General features: G+C 31.7%; 14 protein-coding genes. 8 read left to right on the forward strand and 6 right to left on the reverse strand.

Features of this window, described 5'->3' with window-relative positions:
- Nucleotides 1–14: 14 nt before the first annotated feature.
- Nucleotides 15–2,126 carry a TonB-dependent receptor plug domain-containing protein gene (locus BM072_RS06470; protein WP_092907698.1) on the forward strand — a complete coding sequence of 704 codons (2,112 nt, stop codon included), beginning with the start codon at nt 15–17 and terminating at the stop codon, nt 2,124–2,126.
- Between the two features lie 70 nt (nt 2,127–2,196).
- Here the strand turns inward: BM072_RS06470 and BM072_RS06475 are convergent, their stop codons facing one another.
- A complete protein-coding gene (locus tag BM072_RS06475; RefSeq protein ID WP_092907700.1) occupies nt 2,197–3,261 on the reverse strand; it encodes an acyl-CoA reductase in 1,065 nt (354 codons plus the stop codon).
- Nucleotides 3,262–3,323: 62 nt separating this feature from the next.
- Between BM072_RS06475 and BM072_RS06480 the strand changes: the two genes are divergently transcribed.
- Nucleotides 3,324–3,674 (forward strand): 4Fe-4S dicluster domain-containing protein, encoded by a 351-nt coding sequence (locus tag BM072_RS06480; protein ID WP_092907747.1) that lies wholly within the window; start codon nt 3,324–3,326, stop codon nt 3,672–3,674.
- Nucleotides 3,675–3,839: 165 nt separating this feature from the next.
- Here BM072_RS06480 and gldG read toward each other — a convergent pair whose 3' ends face one another.
- From gldG to BM072_RS06500, 4 genes are read right to left on the reverse strand one after another with little or no spacing between them, the layout of a single operon-like run.
- The gene (gldG, locus tag BM072_RS06485; protein WP_092907749.1) at nt 3,840–5,510 is read right to left on the reverse strand and encodes a gliding motility-associated ABC transporter substrate-binding protein GldG; all 1,671 of its coding nucleotides are present in this window, start codon (nt 5,508–5,510) and stop codon (nt 3,840–3,842) included.
- A 4-nt stretch (nt 5,511–5,514) separates the two neighbouring features.
- A complete protein-coding gene (locus BM072_RS06490) occupies nt 5,515–6,243 on the reverse strand; it encodes an ABC transporter permease subunit (RefSeq protein WP_092907702.1) in 729 nt (242 codons plus the stop codon).
- A 1-nt stretch (nt 6,244) separates the two neighbouring features.
- Nucleotides 6,245–6,790 carry a CopD family protein gene (locus BM072_RS06495; protein WP_092907704.1) on the reverse strand — a complete coding sequence of 182 codons (546 nt, stop codon included), beginning with the start codon at nt 6,788–6,790 and terminating at the stop codon, nt 6,245–6,247.
- Nucleotides 6,791–6,830: 40 nt separating this feature from the next.
- On the reverse strand, nt 6,831–7,673 hold the full coding sequence (locus tag BM072_RS06500; protein WP_092907706.1) for an SAM hydrolase/SAM-dependent halogenase family protein: 843 nt from the start codon (nt 7,671–7,673) through the stop codon (nt 6,831–6,833).
- Nucleotides 7,674–7,739: 66 nt separating this feature from the next.
- Between BM072_RS06500 and BM072_RS06505 the strand changes: the two genes are divergently transcribed.
- Both BM072_RS06505 and BM072_RS06510 read left to right on the forward strand, forming a co-directional pair.
- Nucleotides 7,740–8,714 carry a PhoH family protein gene (locus tag BM072_RS06505; protein ID WP_092907708.1) on the forward strand — a complete coding sequence of 325 codons (975 nt, stop codon included), beginning with the start codon at nt 7,740–7,742 and terminating at the stop codon, nt 8,712–8,714.
- Nucleotides 8,715–8,839: 125 nt separating this feature from the next.
- Nucleotides 8,840–11,755, forward strand: coding sequence for a VIT domain-containing protein (locus tag BM072_RS06510; RefSeq protein WP_092907710.1), 2,916 nt, complete (start codon nt 8,840–8,842; stop codon nt 11,753–11,755).
- Nucleotides 11,756–11,856: 101 nt separating this feature from the next.
- Here BM072_RS06510 and BM072_RS06515 read toward each other — a convergent pair whose 3' ends face one another.
- On the reverse strand, nt 11,857–13,383 hold the full coding sequence (locus tag BM072_RS06515) for a YifB family Mg chelatase-like AAA ATPase (RefSeq protein WP_092907712.1): 1,527 nt from the start codon (nt 13,381–13,383) through the stop codon (nt 11,857–11,859).
- A 109-nt stretch (nt 13,384–13,492) separates the two neighbouring features.
- Here BM072_RS06515 and BM072_RS06520 point away from each other — a divergent pair, with 109 nt between their 5' ends.
- From BM072_RS06520 to BM072_RS06535, 4 genes are all read left to right on the forward strand, one after another.
- Nucleotides 13,493–13,966, forward strand: a complete 474-nt coding sequence (locus tag BM072_RS06520) for a cytidine deaminase (protein ID WP_092907714.1) — start codon at nt 13,493–13,495, stop codon at nt 13,964–13,966.
- Between the two features lie 56 nt (nt 13,967–14,022).
- The gene (gene pdhA / locus BM072_RS06525) at nt 14,023–15,027 is read left to right on the forward strand and encodes a pyruvate dehydrogenase (acetyl-transferring) E1 component subunit alpha (protein ID WP_092907716.1); all 1,005 of its coding nucleotides are present in this window, start codon (nt 14,023–14,025) and stop codon (nt 15,025–15,027) included.
- Nucleotides 15,028–15,030: 3 nt separating this feature from the next.
- Complete coding sequence (locus tag BM072_RS06530) at nt 15,031–16,626, forward strand: pyruvate dehydrogenase complex dihydrolipoamide acetyltransferase (protein ID WP_092907718.1); 1,596 nt, start codon at nt 15,031–15,033, stop codon at nt 16,624–16,626.
- A 107-nt stretch (nt 16,627–16,733) separates the two neighbouring features.
- Nucleotides 16,734–17,675 carry a YihY/virulence factor BrkB family protein gene (locus BM072_RS06535; protein ID WP_092907720.1) on the forward strand — a complete coding sequence of 314 codons (942 nt, stop codon included), beginning with the start codon at nt 16,734–16,736 and terminating at the stop codon, nt 17,673–17,675.
- Nucleotides 17,676–17,897 lie beyond the last annotated feature (222 nt).

Genomic DNA, 17,897 nt, shown 5'->3' on the forward strand with positions numbered 1-17,897 from the left:
TAAAAATATAAACTATGAGAAATTTTTTTGTACTTGCCATTTCCTTAACAGCTATTTTTTCTTTTGCACAAGTAGAAGAAAAACAAGATTCGACAGATTATAATCCAATCGAAATAAAAGAAGTTTTGATAAAATCGCAACGTAAAAAGATGTTTGCGGACAAGGCGGTTTATACGTTTGATAAAGATGCTTTGGATAAGGCACGCTATGCAAAAGATTTATTAAATACTTTACCAGAATTGAATGTCGATCCAATTTCTAATACAATAAAAAGTATAAAAGGTGGAACAACTTTGATGTTAATTAATGGAGTTGAGGCAACAGACAATCAAATAAAATCTATAAAACCGCAAGATGTTGTTCGTGTAGAATATTTTGATATTCCACCTGCACGTTATTCAAATCGAGTAGATCAAGTGGTTAATTTAGTCACTAAAAATCCCGAAAATGGTTATGTTTTTGGTACAGATTTGACCTCGGCTTTGTCAACAGGTTTTGTAAATGGTTCGGCTTATGCGAATATTACACGAGGTAAAAATAATTTTGGATTAGAATATTCGATTAATTTGAGAGATTATGATAACCGCGAAAATAACAATTCTTACGCTTATACTTTGCCAAATGATTTAGATGAAATGGTTAATTATAAAACGGATGAAAATAGATTTGATCATTTTGGTTATACCTATCAAAATGTGCTTTTAAGATATACAAATACAGATTCGGATAAATATACATTTCAAGCAAAGTTAAATTTAGATATTTTGACAAGTTTTTCTGATGTTAATGGTAATAGTAATTTTTTTACGAATCAAAACTCAGAACAACATACCGTTTATAAACACAATAATCAACATTATACAAAACCAACTTTAGATTTATATTATTCTAGAAAATTTGGTAAAAAAGATGAAGTTAGTTTAAATTTTGTTGGAGCAGATTACACGACGAATTCATATAATTTTTCTCATGAATGGAAAACGAATACAAACGAAGAAGTTTATCAATACATCACCAATTTAAAAGCAAAGCAAACTGGTTTGGTTGGAGAAATTGCGCATACACATGATTTTACAAAAGGAAAATTAAGCTCAGGTTATCGTATTTCGAATAACTCAATTGATAATAATCTCGAAAATTTATTGGGTACAGATAATTACAATGTAAATTATTTGGAACAGTATTTTTATTCAGAATTTTCAGGAAAAACCAAGAAATTAATGTACCGTTTAGGCGCAGGAATTACAAATATTCATAATCAAAGTAAAGAAGAAAGTACAAATAATTGGGTATTTACGCCGAAATTAGTTTTGGGTTATGAATTGGCAAAAAATCAAAGCTTGCGATTTACAAGTTCGTATAAACCAAGAACTATTTATAGTGATGAATTGAGTAGTAATGTAATACAAGTCGTTCCAAACATAGTAAAAACAGGAAATCCATTTCTTAAAATTCAGAAATCTTTTGGTAATAATTTAATTTATTCATACAATTCTAAATATATAGATATCAATGCAAATGCGTTTTATTGGTACAGAAAAGATGCAATAAATGGGTTATATAAAGAAATTTATAATTCAGATAATAAGTTAATTGGTTTTGCCGAAACATACGAAAATGCTCAAAATTCGCAACAATATGGTGTGCAAGTTTCAGGTTCTGTAAAACCATTTGGAACAGATTTATTAACACTGAAAATTGTTTTATCGCCATCTTCAGAAAGTGTAAAAACGAAAGAAGGAAAAACGATTAAAAATGATTATATAGGTAATTATTTCTCGATAGCATCTGTTTATAAAAACTTTAGTGTAAATTATATGTTTAACATTCCGACATATACATTAAACGGTGCTTTTCTAAGCACAAACGAAAACAATAATCATCTTTTTATGAGTTATAAAAAGCAGAATTTTACTTTTTCAACCGGAATGTATTGGATTGGAATGCCTTCGGAATATAAAACAAAATCTTTGTCAGAAAGTTTGGTAGATTATACAAGTCATACCCAAATTTGGAACAATAAAAATATGTTTGTATTAGGTTTTAGTTATGATTTTTCGACGGGTAAAAAGACAAATGTTGATAGAAAATTACAAAATCAAACTGCTGGTGCAGCAACTTTTTAATGAATAAAAAATCATCGAAATTGATAAATAGATAAAAAAAATCCTCACAATTTGTGAGGATTTTTTTGTTTTATATTTCTGCTAAAAATTGTAGTGTATCAATATTATCCGCGTAATCTGTAAGTTTAGGAAACTGCGTTTGCCCAAATTCTACATGATTTGGATTTTCTTTCATATCATGTCCAACCACACATTGTATATGATCTTCGTTCTCTATTAAATAATTTTTAACATCATTAATATCCTTATAAATCTCAAAATTAACAACAGCAATTGGCGAATGTAAATTGGTGTCTTTTTTAAGTAAAACAAAATTATTGTCTAAGAAATCATCTTTTCCTAACAAATAAATTGCACGATTATAATCGTAATTATTCGCATATTTTGGATGATTAATTACTTTTACGCCCCAATCATATAACGATTCAAAAACGGTTGGAATTTGTTTTTCATCATTCAAATAAATCTTCGTTACATTTCTGCAACCTAATCCGAAATAATTAAAAATATCATCAGCCAATTTTGTTAATTCTTCTGTCGTTTCTGTTCCATTTAGCACAGCAACTGAAGTTCTGTTTTTACGAATGATATTCGGAACTTTAGAAAAATATTGTTCAAAATAGCGCGCTGTGTTGTTACTTCCTGTCGCAATAACAGCGTCAAAATTTTGTAAACGCTCAATAATTTTTATGATTGATTCAAATTCTTCATCAATAGAATAAAGATATTTTATCACAAATTTCATCAATTTATCATCTTTAGACGATGTTTTGATTAACGCATTATTTCCTGAAATTACAACCGAAAGCATATCGTGAAAACCAACTAACGGAATATTACCAGCCATTATTATTCCTACATTTTTGGCTTGTTTAGCAAACGGATAATCTTTTGTCCAATTTGTTAAATTTTCAGTTGTTAAGGCAGTCGCCCAGCTTTTAAAAGCAAGTGTAGTATTTTCTTTTATAAACCAATTGTTGTGCGCTTCTGCATTGCGAATTGCACTTTCAGCTTCCTCTTTCCATTTCTCAAATTTTTGAGTCAATTTTTCATCCGTAGTCGGTTCGTTATCTATAATAAAATTAAAAAACTGACCTAACTCATTAAATGCTGAAATCCTTTGTTCAAATGTCATTTTTTCTGAAAATTAAATGTAATTTTGTATTTGCAAATGTAGGAAATTTAAAAACAGATACAATGGCTATAATTATTACAGATGAATGTATAAATTGTGGAGCTTGTGAACCAGAATGTCCAAATAACGCGATTTATGAAGCTGCTGTTGATTGGAAATATTCTGAGGGAACTTCTCTTACTGGATCTATTGTAAACGTTGATGGTATTGAGTTTGATGCCGATGCGGTGCAAGATCCTGTTAGTGATGAAGTTTATTACATTGTTCCAGATAAATGTACAGAATGTAAAGGTTTCCACGAAGAGCCACAATGTGCGGCAGTTTGCCCAGTGGACTGTTGTGTGCCTGATGATAACCACGTAGAAAGCGAAGAACGTCTTTTGAGCAAGAAAGCGTTTATGCACTTAGAGTAAGATCGTCACAACTTTACATATAAAAACCTCGAACATTGTTCGAGGTTTTTTATTATTTATTTTTTAAAAGTTATTTTGGGCAATCCCTTCGGGCGGGCTTTTTATTTCAATCTTTTTTTTACAAAAAAGGATTTCCACTTCAATCCCTATTGCGGTAGATAACGTTTATCTTGCGTATTTCTTTTTTCTAATCCAAAATCCAATTCCTCCTAACAAAGCAATTATAGATGTTGGTATAACTAAATTCATTATTTGCCAAGTCGATTTTTCTTGTAAAACAGTTGTTTCACTTAACAACGGAATTTCTAATTTACGATTACGTAAAGCTAAAAAATCTTCGTCGCCTAACAAATAATCCATCGCGTTCATCAAAAAAGTTTGATTGGCATACGTTTTTGGTTTTCCATCTGGATTATCTGGTCGAACCGAATATTTGTTTTCGCCCAATTGCATTGGCATTCCTCGCCATAAAGCATTTTTAAGCACATCACCATCCGAAATAACAATCATTTTTCCGTTGGTTGTTTTTGCCTTAAAGTTTGGAAATTCTTTGCGCTCGTAACGCATAGAATAAGCGGAATTAAAATTACCTTCTAACAAAACTGCCATCGGTATTTTACCCATTTTATATTCTTGCTGATCTTCAATTTCAACTTCGTTTAACTGAATATAATTTAAAGCAGGTTTCAAACTTGTTTGTTCAGACGAGCTTAATAAAACGGTTTGCTTAATTGCTGGATTTTTTAATAATTCAATCGGATTTGCGAATTGAAATAAAACTGGATCTATAGAACTTGTAATTGGATTTTCTTCGCCTCTAATTCCTAATTCAAAATAAGGCCAATTGTAATAATTATAACTCGTATTACCCGCAGTTTCGCCATCGGCCAAAACAATTTGCGCACCGTTTAAATCTTTTATTACAGCGGGATGAATACGCACACCGTAATTAAATAAGAAATCATTTAGTTTCAAATCGCGAGGAAATGCAACTATTTTACCACTTCTGAAAATAGAATCCATTTCGGCATCAACGGTTTCTATCGCCATCAACATTTTTCCGCCATTCATCACATATTGATCTAAAACCAATTTGTCCATATCCGAAAAAGGTAAAGTTGGTTTTGCTACAATCAAGGCATCAAAACGTTTTAAACTATCTAAATCTGCTGGTTGAAACGAAAATGTTTTGTTAACAATTGGATTTAAATAAATCTCAACATCATATTTTTCGGATAAAGCGCGTCCTAAACTTTGAATATTAGCTTCGGGTAATTCGTCGTGATGAACAACAAAACCGATTCGTTTACGATCAAAATTTGTTGCTTTCTGAATTTTTTCTGCAAATAAATATTCTAACTTTTCTGTAGAAGCTAAAGCCAATTCATTAAATTGAATTGATGGATCGTTAACTAAAACTTCCATATACGATGTTTTTCCATCATAAGTTAGTTTTGCATAAGGATAAATATTTAGTGTTCCTTTATCAGTTTTGATCGGAATTGGCGCTAATTTATTTTGTTCTAATTCGGTTTGTCCTAAATCTACTGGATCAACAAAAGAATAAGAAATATTGCTATTTTTTTCGCGTAATTCGTCTAATAAAAATTGAATTTCATTTTTTAGAATTCTGTAATCTCCTGGTAATTCTCCGCCCAATAAAATTTCTATTTTAAGCGGTTCTTTTACATTTTCTACTAATTTTTCTGTGGTAGAAGTTAATGTAAAACGTTTGTCTTTTGTTAAATCGAAACGATTGTATATAAATTGTCCGATAATAAAAAGTGCAATTAATCCCGCGAAAATAATTAGGTTTGATTTATTTAATTTCTTCATAACACTACTTTTTATTTTCGAGATTAACGATTGTAAATTGATTAAGAATTGCAATCAAAACAATAAAATAAAGTAAATCTCTTGTGTCTAAAATTCCTTTCAGAAATTGGTTGTAATGTGTATAACTTCCTATTTTCTGAACGTAAAAATCGGCAGAACCTAGTAAATTATAGGATGCTAAACCTTCAAATCCATAATAAATAATAAAACAAAAGAAAACGGCTAAAACATACGCCATTACTTGATTTTTTGTGATAGATGAAGTAAATAATCCAATTGCTGCAAAAAGACATCCTAAAAAGAAAAGTCCTAAATATCCCGAAAAAATAGTACCATAATCTAGCTCTTGTTCGGGCATTAAAAATTCTTGAAGTGTTATTGTAAACAAAAAAGTAGAAAGTAAACAAAATACAACAACGGCGACTACTGCTAAATATTTGCCCCAAATAATTTGGCTATTTTTTATAGGTAGTGTAAATAACCACAATAATGTGCCGTTTGCTTGTTCTTCTGCGATTAATTTCATGGTCAATGCAGGAATCATGAATAACAAAATCCATGGTCCAATAAAAAAGAAACTGCTTAATGATGCATTTCCTGTGTTAAAAACATTGAATTCATTGTCAAAAAACCAAAGAAACAAAGCCGAAACGATGACAAAAGTTGCGGCTGCTAAATAGGCTGTAAAACCTAAATAAAAACTGGAAAATTCTTTTTTAAAGATTGTCCACATATTATTTTTTATTATTTCTATTTATTAAACGAACAATAAGCATAAGTATTACACCAGAGCCAAAGAAACTAACAATAGACCAATACCAGTCTTGACCAAATTGCGTTTTCTGAATAACTGCAAATACAATTACAAACAATAAAATTGTTGCAACCTCATTCATCATTCTTAATTGTACCGAAGTGTATTTGTAGATATTTTTTTGAATTTGTTTTAAAGTTCTCCAACACCAAAAATGGTAAAGTAACAGAACGCTCACCATTCCTAATTTACTTTTCATCCATGGAAGTTGTAATAATGCAGGATTTTTTATCAACATATTAATTCCCATCACGACTAAAATAATAAGTGCAGGCGCAGTAATAACATTCCATAATTTTTTTTCCATGAACGTATATTGTTCCTGAAGAATCAATTTTTTAGGATCTTCCATTTTTTGTGTTTCGGTATGATAAATCATCAACCGAACAACATAAAATAATCCCGCAAAGTAACTAACCACAAAAATTACGTGTATTGCTTTATATATTAAATAATTATATGCCATTTTGATGTGTTAAACGTCTTTATTTTGTCTTTTTTTAGCGTTAATTATCAAACTCAATTGTAATTGTATCGCCTTTTTTTAATCCCATTAACTGATTTGCGCCACCAGAAACCACGGGATTACTTTTGTAAAGTGTAACTTCTAAAAATTCTGCTGCATTAAACAAACACAACGTTCGTCCAAAAGCTTGCACTTCTTTACTAAAATCTTGCACAACTTCGTTGTAATGATCGTAAATGATATTGATATCTGTAATCGAAAAATCTTTTTGACGAAGCAAAATCTTGTATTTTCGATCAGCAGCTATTTCTTCAAAAAATTCTCGTGTAATATTGGTTACCACATTTCCGAAATGATCAATATAAATCACATTACCAACTATAAATTTATCATCACGATAAATTGGTTTCAACTCATTCAATTGTTTCATTTCTGTACGTTTATTTCCTAAAAGTGCAGGTACACCGCCACGTGCCAAATGGCAAGCAACAGGTACAAAACAATTTCGCATCGGGAACAAACTATCTATTCCTTCTGGGTAAGCTGTGATTTCGTAAATTTCTTCTGGTTGATTTTTTTGACAGATTAAAGATAAAATTCCATTGTCTCCACAAATAAAATAATAACCGTTAATCAATGCACAAATTGGTTTCTGAAATGGTGTACTCAATGAGTTTACAGCAATGATATGAATTGTCCCTTTCGGAAATTCTTCATAAGAATTTCGAATAATATAGGCGGCTTCAGACAAATCGTAGGGATTTACGTGGTGCGAAATATCTACAATTGTAACATCAGCCAATTCTTTTAGAATTGCGCCTTTTACGCTGGATACAAAGTAATCCTTGAGACCAAAATCCGATGTTAATGTAATAATTGCCATTATTCTGTAATAGTTAGCAAATATATTGTTTATTTTTGTGTAAGTGAACCAAAAATACAACCACATTTGACAGAAATTAACATCGAATTAGCTGAAATTAGCGCCCAAGATTTTTACGGAGCTAATAATGAACATCTAAAAAGGATAAAAGAATACTATCCTAAATTAAAAATTATTGCTAGAGGAAGAAATTTGGCAGTCTTTGGAAATGAAGATGTTCTGCGAGTTTTTGACCAAAAAATGCAGAAGGTAATTCAACATATTCACAAGTATAATCGACTTTCTGAACGCGATCTCGAAATCATTATGACTGAGGATAATAATGAAATGCTTCAAATGAAAAAAGAAGACACAATTATTGTTCATGGTGTAAATGGTAAAATAATAAAGCCTCAAACGCCTGGTCAATACGATTTGGTGCAAAAAGTTTACAATAAAGATATGGTTTTTGCCATTGGACCTGCAGGTACAGGAAAAACATATACAGCTGTAGCTTTGGCAGTTCAGGCGCTTAAAAATAAAGAAGTTCGCCGAATTATTATGACGCGTCCTGCTGTAGAAGCAGGAGAAAATTTAGGTTTTTTACCTGGAGATATGAAAGATAAACTTGATCCATATTTACAACCTTTGTATGATGCATTGAGAGATATGATTCCGTTTGAAAAACTTTCTTCTTACACAGAAAAAGGCGTGATAGAAGTTGCACCTTTAGCATTTATGCGTGGTCGTACGTTGGATGATGCATTTGTTATTTTAGATGAAGCGCAAAACACAACCTATGCGCAAATGAAAATGTTTTTGACACGTATGGGAAAACATTCTAAATTTATTATCACTGGAGATCCAGATCAGGTAGATTTACCACCAAAACAAAAATCTGGTTTGCGTGAAGCAATAACAATCTTAAAAGATGTAAAAGATATCGGTTTTATATTTTTGGATGATAAAGATGTTGTGCGACACAAAATTGTTCGAGAAGTATTAAAAGCATACAAAACGAACGAAGATAAAGAAAGAGAAAAAATAGATATTAAGAAATAAAACAAGAAACGCCAATTGATTATGTCAATTGGCGTTTCTTGTTTTTTAATGCTATTTTTCTAAATAATTTTATTCTCAACCAACCGTTTTACAAAAATCGGCATCTATCTTATAAATTAAACCGTATGAAAAAGTTGTTTTCTATTTTATTTATTTTCGTTGCGCTATTTCAGTCAGCGAAAGTTTTTGGACAATTTCCACGCATTGAAATTGGTTCGTGTCCCGATCAAAATTCTGTTGTTTTACAAAACATGGATATTCAAGTTGAGATTTTTGGTAATCTTGCCAAAACAACTTCAACGTTAACTTTTTCCAACACTTCTAGTCGGAATTTAGAAGGAAATTTAGTTTTTCCATTACCAGAAAATACGACAATCAGCGGTTATGCGATTGATATTAACGGTAAGTTGCGAAATGCAGTTCCAGTTACAAAAGCGCGTGCTGTAGAAATTTTTGAAAGTATACAGAAACAAAATGTAGATCCCGGAATTATAGAAAAAGTAGAAGGCAATAATTTCAGAACGCGTATTTCTCCGATTCCTGCAAAAGGTTCGCGTACGGTTCAGATTTCATATTATCAAGAATTAAAGCTGAATAATTCGGTTTATCAATATCATTTGCCTTTAAGTTATTCTTCAAAAATTGCGAAGTTTAATTTAACGACAAAAGTTTATCAAGCTTCGGAAAAACCACAATTGGTCGAATCGCCAGATGGTTCGTATAATTTTTCGGAGAATAGTAATGTGTATGAAGCAAGTTTATCGAAAACAGATTTTAAACCAACACAATCATTAACTATTAATTTGCCAAAACCAGCGAATAAAATTGAATCATTTGTTCAGAAAAATTTAGACGGATCGGTTTATTTTTATGCAAATATGTTGATTGATACAAAATCTCAACCAAAAGTTTGGTCAAAAAATATCGGAATTATTTGGGATAATTCGTTGAGTAGTTTAAAACGTGATCATAAAAAAGAAATAGAGTTTTTAGGAAAATTAATCAATCAGCAAAAAAATCTAAACATTGAGGTTGGATTGTTGAATATTACGTTAGAAAAAGGAAAATCTTTCCAAATAAAAAATGGAGATTGGAGTGAGTTAAAAAAATATTTGGAAACGATTGTTTACGATGGAGGAACAAATTATTCAAAAATTAATTCGACAACTTTAAATGCAGACGAATATCTATTGTTTTCGGACGGAATTTCATCTTTTGGAGCAAATCAATTTTCGTTTCATAAACCAATTTATACAATTTCGTCTTCACCGATTTCAAATTTTGGTGTTTTAAAAATGATTGCTCAAAAAGATTATGGAAAATTTATTAATCTAAATGAAAACTCGGTTGAGAAAGCTTTTGAACAAATCAATCAAAATAATATTCAGTTTTTAGGAATTATAAACAATGTTGCGGGAGAAGTTTATCCGATGTCGGGGACAGAAATTACGCAAGATTTTTCGGTTTCGGGAATTTCGCAAGTTGCAAATGCAAAATTAACTTTGATGTTTGGTCGAAATGGAAAAGTAGATTTTCAGAAAGAATTAGATTTAAGTAAAGCTTCGCAAAGTTTTGAAATTAGTAAAGTTTGGGCGCAAAATAAAATTAGTTATTTGGAATTGAATGCTACACAAAATAAAACGGATATAGAGGAAATAGGTAAACAATTTTCTATTGTAACGGCTAACACAAGTTTGATTGTTTTAGAAAATGTGGCAGATTATGTAAAATATAAAATAAATCCGCCAGCAGAATTGCAAAATGAATACAATCAATTGATGAAACAAGGTTTTGAAAATAAAGAAACTAGAAAAGCAGATTTAGTGAACAATGCGATTATAAAAGCAAAAGAGTTGAAGGAATGGTGGAAAATAGATTTTAAACCTGTGAAACAAAAATATCCGAAACCTGTTGCGGATAGTACGTCTGTAAATGAAATGTTGCAAGGTATAGTTCCAGGAGTTCAAGCTGATATGGCTGAAGTTAGCTTGGAAAGACTTTCGGATGCTGAAGCTGAAGTTGTAACTGCGCAAGGAATTACAAGAAGCCAAAGATCTATAGGTTATGCAAATGCGAATGTTGCTAGTGATAAAAAAATGAAGGAAGATGAATCTTCATTTGTTCCAGAAATTAAAATGGTGAATATCAAATCTGATAAAGAATATATGAAATTGATAGAAGCGTCTAAAAATCCATATCAAACATATTTAGATTTGAGAAAAGATTATAACGAAACACCAAGTTTTTATTTTGACGTTGCAAGTTATTTTATTCAGAAAAAAGACAAAGTAACTGGACTTAAAATTTTAAGTTCTATTGCAGATTTAGGTTTAGAAGATGCAGAATTGTATAAAATGTTGGCATATAAATTAAAAGAAATAGAAGAGTATCCAACAGAATTATTTATCACTAAAAAAGTGTTGGATTGGCGACCTTTTGATGCACAAAGTTACCGAGATTATGCGTTGGCGTTGCAAGATAATCAACGTTATCAGGAAGCTTTGGATAATTTATACAAAGTTTTGACAAATGATTATTCGGTAGAAATTGCGAATAGAGACCGCGATATAACAGAAATTATTGTTCCAGAAATTAATAATTTGGTTGCTTTACATCGCAAAGATTTAAATCTTTCTGCAATTAATAAAGATATTTTGGTAGATATTCCCGTGGATATTCGTGTGGTGATGAATTGGAACAAAGATATGACTGATATTGATTTGTGGGTTACAGATCCGAATGGAGAAAAATGTTTTTATTCGAATAAAACAACAGCAATTGGTGGACGAATTAGTGATGATGTGACACAAGGTTTTGGACCAGAACAATTTTTACTGAAGAAAGCAATAAAAGGAAAGTATAAAATACAGACTAATTTTTTTGGAGAAAATCAAATGAGTATTTCGGGCGCAACAACTATTTCTGCAGAAATTTATTTATTTTACAGTTCAGGAAAACAAGTTAAAAAGATGATAACTTTCCAAAATGATAATCCAGATCGTGGAGGAGATGGAATTTTAGTTGGCGAATTTGAATTTTAAAAACATAGATAAGTATATAGCATAAGATAAAAGGAATCTCGAAAGAGGTTCCTTTTATCTTATAATTTAATAACTCAAAACTCATAATTCATAATTTTCAATTACATCCATTGATTACGATCTAAACTGCGATATTGTATAGCTTCGCTAATATGTTTAGATAATATTTTTTCAGATTCATCTAAATCTGCAATTGTTCGTCCAACGCGTATAATACGGTCGTATGCGCGCGCCGAAAGATTTAAACGCTCCATCACAATTTTAATTAAATTTTTAGAAGCATCATCTAATTCACAATATTTATCCAACTCTTTTGGACCCATTTGCGAGTTATAATGCACTTTTGTGTTTTCAAATCGATTGGTTTGAATATTTCTTGCTTTTATCACACGATTTCGAATCACTTCACTTTTTTCTCCTTTTCGTTCTTGTGATAAATCATCAAACGGAACAGGATTAACCTCGATGTGTAAATCTATACGATCCAATAAAGGTCCAGAAATTTTGTTCATATAACGTTGCATTTCTGGTAGAGTAGAGGTATTGTTGGGATCATTCATAAAATAACCACTCGGACTCGGATTCATCGAAGCAACCAACATAAAACTTGCAGGATAATTAACCGTAAATTTTGCTCTCGAAATCGTCACTTCTCTATCTTCTAAAGGTTGACGCATCACTTCTAAAACAGAACGTTTAAATTCGGGAAGTTCATCTAAAAATAAAACACCATTATGCGCCAAAGAAATTTCTCCGGGTTGAGGATAAGAACCACCTCCAACTAATGCAACATCAGATATCGTCGAATGCGGCGATGTAAATGGACGAATTGTAACCAATGATTTATTCGCAAGTTTTCCTGCAACACTATGAATTTTTGTAGTTTCGAGTGCTTCGTCAATCGTTAATGGTGGTAATATAGATGAAATACGTTTTGCTAACATTGTTTTTCCACTTCCTGGCGGTCCAATCAAAATAATGTTGTGTCCGCCTGCTGCAGCAACTTCCATGGCGCGTTTTACATTTTCTTGTCCTTTTACATCAGCAAAATCAAACGGATAATTATTCATTTGATCAAGAAAAGATTGATTTAAATCGACTTGATGAGGTTCTAATTTTATTTTATCATTAAAAAAATCAACAACTTCTTTAATGGTATCAATCGCAAAAACATTAATTCCTTGTACAACCGAAGCTTCATCTGCATTTTGTTTTGGTAAAATAATTCCTTCAAAACCTTCTTCTTTTGCTTTAATCGCAATAGGTAGCGCGCCTTTTATGGGACGCAAAGTTCCGTCCAAAGACAATTCGCCCATCATCACATATTTTCCAATTTCGTCAGATTTTATTTGTTCCGAAGCCGCTAATATTCCTATAGCAATTGGTAAATCGTAGGCAGAACCTTCTTTTTGTAAATCGGCAGGCGCCATGTTAATTGTAATTTTTTTTCCGGGTAATTTTAGATCCGAATTTTTTAACGCTGCATTAATCCGAAAATTACTTTCTTTGATTGCACTATCGGGTAAACCGACCAAATGATAACCAACACCTTGATCAATATTAACTTCCACAATAATGGTTTGAGCAGAAACTCCAAAAATTGCACTTGCAAAAATTTTTACCAACATGAAATGATTTTTTTATAAATTTACTTCCTTTTTCTATTGAATAAAATAGCTGAGAGGATTTAAATATTTAATAATCAATTAAATAAAAACACTTCGGTGTTCATTCTATATGAAAAAAGAAAAATATTCTTTTGAATTTGATCGATTCGATAACAAATCAGAATTAGGAGCTTTACAAAAAATAGTAGTAGATAGAGCTTTTGAAATATCACATAATGCTTATGCACCTTACTCAAATTTTAAAGTTGGTGCTGCGGTACAATTAGAAAATGGAGAAATTTTTTCGAGCTCAAATCAAGAAAATGCTTCCTACCCTGTGGGTACTTGTGCCGAGAGAGGTTTATTGGCTTATGTGAACGCAAATTTCCCAAATATAAAAATAGAAAAATTGGCTGTATCTACGCCCAACGTTAACTTTCCGCTGCCTCCGTGTGGTATGTGTCGCCAATATATTTTGGAGATGGAAAAGAAACAAGAATCGTCGATAGAGGTGATTTTATCAGGTAATGAAGGCGAAGTTTTTGTCCTAAATTCGGCAAAGGATTTGCTTCCATTGCATTTTACAGATGAATTTTTAGGGTAGCAATTTTGTACACTAAATAGATTAGTTTAAATTTGTTCCAACGGAATTGTGCAATTATGGAAAAATTAACGCAAGAAACATACCTACAATGGTATCGTGATATGACTTTTTGGCGTCGCTTCGAAGACAAGTGTCGTTCATTATATTTAAAGCAAAAGATTAGAGGATTCTTACATTTATACAATGGACAAGAAGCTCTACCTGCTGGTTTTATTCACGCAATGAAACCTGGAGTAGATCATGTAATTACTGCATATCGATGCCACGTTTGGCCAATGGCTTTAGGAGTAGATCCTAAACGTATTTTAGCCGAATTATGTGGAAAAGAAACAGGAACTTCTCATGGTTTAGGAGGATCTATGCACGTATTCAGTAAAGAACATAATTTTTATGGAGGACACGGAATCGTTGGTGGTCAAATTCCTTTAGGAGCTGGAATAGCTTTTGGGGATAAATTTTTTAATCGTGATGGAGTAACGATTTGTTTAATGGGTGATGGGGCAACTCGTCAAGGTACATTACACGAAACGTTTAACATGGCTATGAACTGGAAATTACCAGTTGTTTTTGTGTGCGAAAACAATCAATACGCTATGGGAACTTCAGTTTCACGTACTGCTAACCACGAAGATATCTGGAAATTAGGTTTAGGATATGACATGCCTTGTATGCCAGTAGATGGTATGGATCCTGTAAAAGTTGCAGAAGCAGCTTACGAAGCAGTAGAAAGAGCACGTCGTGGAGATGGACCAACTTTCTTAGATGTACGTACGTACAGATTTAGAGGTCACTCTATGTCAGATGCAGAACCTTATCGTACTAAAGAAGAGGTAGAAAATTATAAGCAAGAAGATCCTATCTTAAATGTAGAGAATCACATCTTAGTTAATAACTGGGCTACGAAAGAACAATTGGATGCAATTGTAGAAGAAGTGAAAGTTATGGTTGAGGAATGTGCAGAATTTGCTGAAAACTCTAGCTATCCTGAAGAAAATGTAATGTATGATTACATCTATTCTGAAAAAGATTATCCATTTTTAGATAAAATAGAAAACAACTAAAACATGGCAGAAATTATTACAATGCCTCGCTTAAGCGATACAATGGAGGAAGGTACTGTTGTAAAATGGCACAAAAATGTTGGAGATAAAATTGCTGAAGGTGATATTTTAGCTGATATTGAAACGGATAAAGCAATTCAAGAATTCGAGTCAGAATTTGATGGTGTATTATTATTTCAAGGTGTTGCAGAAGGAACATCAACAAATGTTGATGAGGTTTTAGCAATCATCGGTCAAGAAGGTGAAGATATTTCTGGTTTAATTGGAGGTGGAAAAGCTACAACTGAAACAAAAGAAGAAGTTAAAGAATCACCAGCTCAAGAAATTAAAACTGAAGCAAAATCTGCTGTAGAAATTCCTACAAATGTTGAAGTAATTACAATGCCTCGTCTTTCTGATACAATGGAAGAAGGTACTGTGGTTGTTTGGCATAAAAATGTTGGAGATAAAGTTTCTGAAGGAGATATTTTAGCAGATATTGAAACTGATAAAGCAGTTCAAGAATTCGAGTCAGAATTTGACGGTGTTTTATTGTATCAAGGTGTTAAATTAAATGAGCCTGCACCAGTAGATTCTATTTTAGCAATTATTGGAGAAGCGGGAACAGATGTTTCTGCAATCGTAGCAAACGGTGGTGTTGTTGCAACTTCTACAGAAGTTGTTGATGACGAAAAACCAGTTGTTGTACAATTAGAAGTAAATAATAAAGTAGAAGAAACAACTTCTACGGACCGTATTTTTGCTTCGCCATTGGCTAAGACAATTGCAAAAGATAAAGGAATTAATTTGGCTGAGGTTAAAGGTTCTGGTGATCACGGTAGAATTGTAAAAAAAGATATCGAAAATTATCAACCAGTAGCTCAACCAAAAGCAGAAGCAAAAACAGCAACAGTTCAATCTGTTCAATCATTTGTTTCTGGTGAAGATAAAGTGATTCCAAATTCTCAAATGAGAAAAATAATCGCAAAACGTTTAGCAGAATCTAAATTTACAGCTCCTCATTATTATTTAAATGTAGAGTTGGATATGGACAATGCAATTGCGGCGCGTAAACAATTAAATGCAGTTCCTAATACAAAAGTATCTTTTAATGATATTGTTGTTAAGGCATGTGCAATGGCTTTACGTTTGCATCCAGGAGTTAATTCGACTTGGACTGATACAGAAATTATCCAACATGGAGAAATCAATATTGGTGTTGCAGTAGCGGTAGAAGATGGTTTATTGGTTCCTGTAGTTAAAAATGCAGAACAAAAATCATTTACTCAAATTTCTGCAGAAGTTAAAGATTATGCAGGTCGTGCAAGAGAGCGTAAATTAAAAGCAGACGAAATGGATAAATCTACATTCTCTGTTTCTAATTTAGGTATGTTTGGTATTGAATCATTTACGTCGATTATCAATCAACCAAATTCTTGTATCTTATCAGTTGGTGCAATTATAGAAAAACCTGTGGTAAAAGACGGACAAATTGTTGTAGGTAATACAATGAAATTGTCTTTAGCTTGCGATCACAGAACTGTAGATGGAGCAACAGGTGCACAATTCTTACAAACGTTAAGAATGTATATCGAGAATCCAGTTACAATGTTAGTATAAGATTTTTAAAAATTTAATATACTTTTTAAAAGACCATTCAATGAATGGTCTTTTTTTTGTTGTAGTTCCTATAGATGTTTCGTATTTTTAAACTCTAAACCTACTAAATGCAACAATTAAAATTCTATTTTAATATATTAAAACAAACAATTCTCGAATTTGGAGAAGACCGAATTATGAAATTAAGTGCTTCGTTAACCTATTACGCACTTTTTTCTCTTTCTCCATTAATCTTGATTGTAATTTCTAGCGCAAGTCTTTTTTTTAAGAAAGATGCCATAGAAAACCGAATGTATTATGAATTGAAAAATGTAGTTGGTCCAGATGTAGCCTTAGTTCTTCAAAATTTCGTAGCCAATTCAACCTTGTCGGGCGACAGTTCTGTGGCTTTATATATTGGTATTGGTGTATTAATTTTTGGTTCGACAACGCTTTTTACCGATATGCAAGATAGTTTGAATCTTATTTGGCGTGTAGAAGCAGTTCCGCGCAAAGCATGGTTAAAATTTATAATAAATAGAGGATTATCTTTTCTTGTGATTCTAATTTTAGGATTAGTATTAATTGCTACAGTTATTTTGAATGGAATATTAGTAAGTTTTGGAGAAGAAATTTTTAGTTTTTTAGAATTGGATACCGTAATTACCAAAACATCTTTGATTCTTTTAAATAACGGATTGAGTATTTTTATCTCAATAATGATATTTTATATTCTGTTCAAAATTTTGCCAGATGCGCGCATCAAAACAAAACCTGCTTTTATAGGAGCAATTTTTACAGCGATTCTTTTCTTTGCTGCAAAATATTTTATAGGAATATATATTGCAAACACACGCTACACAACAATTTTTGGATCAGCAGGATCTTTAGTTATTTTATTATTGTGGATTTATTATGTAGCAACAATAATATATCTCGGTGCGAAATTTACAAAAGTATATGCCGAATGTAAAGGTTATCCAATTATACCAACCAAAAATGCAAAACTTCGCAAAGTCTCATTTGTAGATCATATTGCAGAAAAACACGATTACGAGAATGTAAATTAGTTTATACTATAATATAAGTAGAATTTATTTTTCATAAACTATCCTATATAATAAGAACAAAAATCCCGTTGTCATTCAGAACGCAGTGAAGAATCTCAAATATTAATATATCTTTTATATATAGAATAATTATTCTTTTTGTCCACCTGAACTCGTTTCAGGATGACATCATTTATATAATAGTCTCACTTTTCCCTCCAATTTATCACCCCAAACGCCCAA

The organism is Algoriella xinjiangensis (assembly GCF_900115015.1).
In the GTDB taxonomy this organism is placed as follows: Bacteria; Bacteroidota; Bacteroidia; order Flavobacteriales; family Weeksellaceae; genus Empedobacter; species Empedobacter xinjiangensis.